The sequence below is a fragment of the Kitasatospora sp. NPDC058048 genome, assembly GCF_042885555.1.
GTDB classification, from domain to species: domain Bacteria; phylum Actinomycetota; class Actinomycetes; order Streptomycetales; family Streptomycetaceae; genus Kitasatospora; species Kitasatospora lactacystinica.
In genome coordinates this window covers 21,358-27,444 of sequence record NZ_JBHVRT010000068.1, presented here as the reverse complement: position 1 = coordinate 27,444, position 6,087 = coordinate 21,358, and the positions used below count along the sequence as shown (strand labels likewise).

The 6,087-nt window shown below is 72.4% G+C and carries 4 protein-coding genes; 3 read left to right on the top strand and 1 reads right to left on the bottom strand.

Annotated elements, in window-relative coordinates; translation table 11 throughout:
• Nucleotides 1-48: 48 nt before the first annotated feature.
• On the bottom strand, nt 49-1,671 hold the full coding sequence (locus tag ACFVVA_RS40400; protein ID WP_387695680.1) for a cytochrome bc complex cytochrome b subunit: 1,623 nt from the start codon (nt 1,669-1,671) through the stop codon (nt 49-51).
• A 408-nt stretch (nt 1,672-2,079) separates the two neighbouring features.
• Between ACFVVA_RS40400 and ACFVVA_RS40395 the strand changes: the two genes are divergently transcribed.
• From ACFVVA_RS40395 to efeB, 3 genes are all read left to right on the top strand, one after another.
• Nucleotides 2,080-2,406: a hypothetical protein gene (locus ACFVVA_RS40395; protein ID WP_359908787.1), complete on the top strand. Its 327-nt coding sequence runs from the start codon at nt 2,080-2,082 to the stop codon at nt 2,404-2,406.
• Between the two features lie 241 nt (nt 2,407-2,647).
• Nucleotides 2,648-4,717: an iron uptake transporter permease EfeU gene (gene efeU, locus ACFVVA_RS40390; protein ID WP_387695678.1), complete on the top strand. Its 2,070-nt coding sequence runs from the start codon at nt 2,648-2,650 to the stop codon at nt 4,715-4,717.
• Nucleotides 4,717-6,039, top strand: a complete 1,323-nt coding sequence (efeB, locus tag ACFVVA_RS40385) for an iron uptake transporter deferrochelatase/peroxidase subunit (RefSeq protein WP_387695677.1) — start codon at nt 4,717-4,719, stop codon at nt 6,037-6,039. Before efeU ends, efeB begins: the two co-directional genes overlap by 1 nt.
• The last annotated feature ends 48 nt before the right edge of the window (nt 6,040-6,087 follow it).

Sequence of the window (6,087 nt, the reverse complement as noted above, 5' to 3'; positions counted from 1 at the left end):
CCCGCCGCACCGTTCCCGGCGCGGCGGGCCCTCGTCGTGCCCGGGGAATCAGTGGTGGCCGTGGCCGCTGCTGATCTCCTCGTGCTCCTCGACGGTGGGCTTGGCGATCTGGCTGCCCTTGCCGTAGAAGCCGCGGGAGAGCTTCACCCGCGTGCGGGTCCACAGCCCGGTCTTGCGGGCCACCCCGTTCTCGTCCACCTCGGGCGGCAGCTCGGAGGGCTGGGGCTGGTCGTGCGCGGTGAGGGTGTAGAGCCGGCCCGGCGGCAGCGGGGCGTGGATCTCGACGAACTCGCCGTGCTGGAGCCGGTTGATGACGCCGGTCTCCCGGCCGTGCAGCACCTTCTCCTTGTCCCGCCGCTGGAGGCCCAGGCACCACCGCTTGGTGATCACGAAGACGACCACCGGCACGGTGAAGAAGCCGATCCGCACCGCGTAGGTGATCGCGTTGATCGAGAGGTGGAAGTGGGTGGCCAGCAGGTCGTTGCCGCCGCCGGCCAGCAGGAGCAGGTAGAGGCCGATCCAGGCCGCGCCGAAGGCGGTGCGGACCGGGGCGTTGCGCGGCCGGTCGGCGATGTGGTGCTCGCCCCGGTCCCCGGTGATCCAGGCCTCCAGGAAGGGGTAGCCCCAGACGACCATCAGCACGAGCGGGAAGACCATCAGCGGGATGAACACCCCGAGGTTGAGGGTGTGGCCGCCCCAGACGCTGATCTCCCAGCCGGGCATCACGCGGATCAGGCCCTCGGAGAAGCCCATGTACCAGTCCGGCTGGGCGTCGGTGGAGACCTGGTCCGGACGGTACGGCCCGTACGCCCAGATCGGGTTGACCGTGGCGATCGCGGACATCACCGCGACCACGCCGAAGACCAGGAAGAAGAAGCCGCCCGCCTTGGCCGTGTAGACCGGCAGCAGCGGCATGCCGACCACGTTCTGGTTGGTCCGGCCGGGCCCGGCGAACTGGGTGTGCTTGTGGTAGAAGACCAGGATCAGGTGCGCCGCGAGCAGGCCCAGCATGATGCCCGGGATCAGCAGGACGTGGACGGTGAACAGCCGGGGGATGATCTCGGTGCCCGGGAACTCGCCGCCGAACATGAAGAACTGAAGGTACGACCCGACGATCGGGACGGCGAGGATGGCACCCTCCATGAAGCGGATGCCGGTGCCGGAGAGCAGGTCGTCCGGCAGCGAGTAGCCCATGAAGCCGTCGAACATGCCGAGGATCAGCAGCATCGCGCCGAAGACCCAGTTGATCTCGCGCGGCTTGCGGAACGCGCCGGTGAAGAAGACGCGCATCATGTGCGTCAGCATCGCGGCGACGAAGACGATGGCCGCCCAGTGGTGGATCTGGCGCATCAGCAGGCCGCCGCGCACGTCGAAGCTGATCCTGAGCGTCGAGGAGTAGGCCTCGGACATCGCGATGCCCCTGAGCGGGACGTATGTCCCCTCGTAGACGACCTCGCCCATGCTCGGGGTGAAGAACATGGTCAGCCAGACGCCGGTGAGGATGATGATGACGAAGGTGTAGAGCGCGATCTCACCCAGCATGAAGGACCAGTGGTCGGGAAAGATCTTGCGCAGATTGGACTTGGCCAGGGAGTAGATGCCCAGTCGGCCGTCGGTCCAGTCGGCCAGGGCCTCGGCCTTGTTGGCGGGGTCGGCGCGCGTGCTGGTCACCGGTCCCGGCTGCGACTGCTGGTCGGTTCTCACGACGGGCTCCCCGGCGTCCTCGGCGTGCCGTGCTGGAGGCCCGCCGGCGGGAACACCGGCCGGCGAAGTGTTGTGATCATGGGACCTCTCGATACGGGCCCGCCGGCCGGACCGGCGCGCGGACCAGGTGTTCCACTGGACCCGTTGCTCAGGGTGATGGAGCGCTTACTCTGTCATGCTGTCGGCAGGGGGCCGACTGTGCACGTCCATCGGCCCGTCCGGCCGCTCGTGTCGGGCCGGACGGGGGCCCCTGACGCCCGATCGGCTGGCCGCCGCTCGGCCCAACGGGTGCCGATGCTGCGGTCGAGTGCCGCTGAACCGTTTCGGCGCGCGCCGCGGCCGGGGGTCGCGTGGTCCCGGGCCTACGCTGCGCCAATGGTGGATCACCGTGAACTCTTCGAGGACGTCACCGAGGCCCTGGCCCGCGCCGGGTTCGACACCGGACCGGGGCCCTCACCGCTGTGGATCGACCGTCACCCCGAGGGCGTGGTGGTCGGCTGGACGCCGGGCGCGGAGCCGGGCGGACCACCCTCCCGGGAGGCGCTCGCGGCGCTGAGCGGCGCGGCCGCGGTCGTGCTCCGCGAGTGCGGCTACCTCGTCGCCGGGACGGAGGAGGGCGATCTGCTGGTGCGCTGCGCCGAACCGGTGACGGTCCCGGAGTCGTCCGAGCCGGAGCCGGTGCCGGAGCAGTGGTGGGGGTGACCGCGGACTCCTGACGACCCCTGAGGCCTGCGGGCCCGGTCAACGCGAGGGCGGGCTCATACCGAATCCTTACCCGAAGCGGGGGTGCGGTTGACCTTGCCGGCTCTAAGGTTTGCCTAAGCTAAGCCGTCGCCCCGGACCCCGGTGTCCGGGGCGTTCGGCTGTGCCGCTCCACCGCCACCGCGGCGGAGGCGAGAACAGGTGAACGACCCGGGCCGGGCCCGGGGGAGGAGCCCGCCGCATGTGGGACGAGGCGTTTCCCAGCTTCCTGATCGGGCTGCGCGAGGGCCTGGAAGCCGGACTGATCGTGTCGATCCTGGTCGCCACCCTGGTCCGGGCGGACCAGAAGGCCCGGCGGCCCCAGGTGTGGACGGGCGTCGCGGCGGCCGTCGCGCTCAGCCTGAGCTTCGGCGCGGTGCTCACCTTCACCGCCGCCAACCTCTCCGGCCACGCGCAGGAGGCCTTCGGCGGGGTGCTCAGCCTGATCGCGGTCGGCTTCGTCACCGCGATGGTGTTCTGGATGCGACGCTCGGCGCGCACCCTCTCCGCCGAGATCAAGGAGAAGGTCCGGGCCTCGCTGGCGATGGGCGCCGGTGCGCTGGTGCTCACCAGCTTCCTCGCGGTCGCCCGGGAGGGCCTGGAGACCTCGCTCTTCCTGTGGACCAACGTGCGCACCGCCGGCGAGTCCACCGGGCCGCTGATCGGCGCGGGCCTCGGCCTGCTGCTCTCGGCCGGGCTCTGCTGGGGCCTGTACCGGCGAGCCCTGCGGATGAACCTCACCCGGTTCTTCACCATCACCGGCATCGGCCTGATCGTCGTCGCGGCGGGCGTGCTCGGCTACGGCCTGCGGGACCTCCAGGAGTCCGGGCTGATCGGCGGCGGCACCTCGTACGCCTTCGACCTGGGCGGGCACCTGGACGCCTCGTCCTGGTACGCGACGCTGGTCCAGGGCACGCTCAACCTGACCGTCACCATGACGGTGCTCCAGGTCGTCGGCTACGTCGCCTACCTGGGCATCGTGATGACGCTGTTCGTCGAGGGCGTCCGCGGCGGCACCGGTGCCCCGGCCGCCGCGCCCGTCGCGGCGGCCGCGACGGGCGCGGAGAAGCCCGCCGAGGCCGACGCGGAGTCCGAGGCTCCGCCGGCGCGGGCCGGCCGGCCGCGCTGGGTGCTGCCGACCGCGGCGGTCGCCGTCCCGGTGGTGCTGGCCGGCGCCGTGATCGCGATCAGCGACGGCAAGCAGGGCGGCTCCGCCACCGTCGCCGTCTCCGAGCAGGAGTGCGGCAAGGGCTTCGCCGCCCCGCGGCCCGGCCAGCAGGTGTTCCAGATGCGCAACACCGGCGACAAGGTCGCCGAGGTCTACCTCGTCGACCCGGGCACCGGCTCGGTCTACGGGGAGATCGAGGGCCTGGCCCCCGGCACGACCCGCGCCCTGACCGCCACCATCGGCTCCGGCGACTACGCCTGGCGCTGCGTGCCCACCGGCGGGAAGCCCGTCACCTCGGCCGCCGTGCACGTCAGCGGCGGCACGGAGGTCAAGGCCGTCAAGCCGGTCGCCGAGGACGACCTCAAGGCCCCGCTCGACAGCTACAAGGAGTACGTCGGCCAGGGCCTGGCGACGCTCGTGACGCAGAGCCGGAAGCTCCAGGCCGACGTGCGCTCCGGCGACCTCGCCACCGCCAAGGCCGACTGGCTCGCCGCCCACCTCCAGTACGCCTCCCTCGGCGCCGCGTACGGCACCTTCGCCGACCTCGACGGCAAGATCGACGGCCGCCCGGACGGCCTCGCCGCCAAGGAGAAGGACCCGGGCTTCACCGGCTTCCTGCGCCTGGAGTACGGCCTCTGGCACGGCGGGACCGCCGAGGAGCTGACGCCCGTCGCCGACGACCTGGCGCAGAACGTCGACCAGCTGGCGCACGACTTCCCCGGGCAGGACTTCGCCCCCGGCGACCTGCCGCTGCGCGCCCACGAGATCCTGGAGAACACCCTCCAGTTCGAGCTGACCGGCGACACCGACATGGGCAGCGGCACCAACCTGGCCACCGCCCGGGCCAACCTGACCGGCACCCAGGAACTGCTGACGCTGCTCCAACCGCTGCTCGACGAGCGGGACCCGCAGGTGCTCGTCAAGGCGAACGCCGGCATGAAGCGGGTCGGCGACCTGCTCGCCGCAGCGCACCGGCCCGAGGGGTGGACCCCGGTCGACCGGCTGCCCGCCGACGCCCGCCGACAGCTCAACGGGGCCACCGGCGAACTGCTCGAAGACCTCGCCCCCGTCCCCGCCCTGCTCGAAATCCGGAAGGCCACCTGATGACCGACCACACCGCAGCCACCGGGTCCTGCCCCTTCCCGCACGCCGCGCCGGCCGAGGCCGCCGCGGAGGGCGGCTGCCCGGCCGGACCGGCCCGGCGCAGCTTCGTCCGGGCCGCGCTCGGCGCCGGTGCCGGCGCGGCCGTGCTGGCCGGTGGCGGCCTCGCCCTCGGCGCCGGCCAGGCCGCCGCCGGGGACGGCAAGCAGGAGAAGGCCGGGGCGGTGCCGTTCCACGGGGCCCACCAGGCCGGCGTCACCACCCCGGCCCCCGGCTTCGCGGCCTTCGTCTCCTGCCAGGTGATCGCCCAGGACCGCAAGGGCCTCGAAGCGCTGTTCCGGACCCTGACCGAGCGGATCCGCTTCCTCACCGCCGGCGGCACCCCGCCGGACCTCGGGGTCGGCGCGCCGCCCTCGGACAGCGGCATCCTCGGCCCGACCGTCCCCGCCGACCACCTGACCGTCACGGTCGGCGTCGGCGCCTCGCTCTTCGACGACCGCTACGGGCTGGCCAAGGCCAAGCCGGTCAGGCTCGCGCCGATGAAGACCTTCCCGAACGACAACCTCCGGGCCGCCGAACTGCACGGCGACCTCTCGCTGCAGATCTGCGCCGACCGCCAGGACACCGTGCTGCACGCACTGCGCGACATCACCCGGCACACCCGGGGCGCGATGCAGATCCTCTGGCGGATCGACGGCTTCCAGAACCAGTCCCGCCCGGACGGCGCGCAGCGCAACCTGCTCGGCTTCAAGGACGGCATCGTCAACCCCGACACCGGCTCCGCGCGCGAGATGGACCGGCTGGTCTGGGTCGCCGACGGGACGGGCGAACCCGGCTGGGCGACCGGCGGCAGCTACCAGGTGATCCGCATCATCCGGATGCTGATCGAGTTCTGGGACCGCGTCACCCTCACCGAGCAGGAGAAGATGTTCGGCCGCCGCCGCGACACCGGCGCGCCGCTGGACGGCGCCCGGGAGACCGACGCGCCCGACTACGCCAAGGACCCGGACGGCAAGGCGATCCCGCTCGACGCGCACATCCGGCTGGCCAACCCGCGCACCGCCGACACCGACACCTCGCGCATCCTGCGCCGGGGCTTCAACTACGACCGGGGCGTCGACCAGGCGGGCAACCTGGACATGGGCCTGGTGTTCTGCTGCTACCAGCAGGACGTGGTACGGCAGTTCGAGGCCACCCAGACCCGGCTGATCGGCGAGCCGCTGGTGGACTACATCTCGCCGACCGGCGGCGGGTACTTCTTCGTCCTGCCGGGCGTGAGGGACGAGGCCGACTGGCTCGGGCGGGCGCTGCTGGCCGCCGGCTGACGGCGGGTTCCACCGCGGGCCCGGCGCTGCCGCGCGCCGGGCCGGTCC

Coding starts and splice junctions, on each gene's coding strand:
- ACFVVA_RS40395 (WP_359908787.1), top strand. CDS start 2,080: ATGGTGGATCACCGTGAACTCTTCGAGGACGTCACCGAGGCCCTGGCC.
- efeU (WP_387695678.1), top strand. CDS start 2,648: ATGTGGGACGAGGCGTTTCCCAGCTTCCTGATCGGGCTGCGCGAGGGC.
- efeB (WP_387695677.1), top strand. CDS start 4,717: ATGACCGACCACACCGCAGCCACCGGGTCCTGCCCCTTCCCGCACGCC.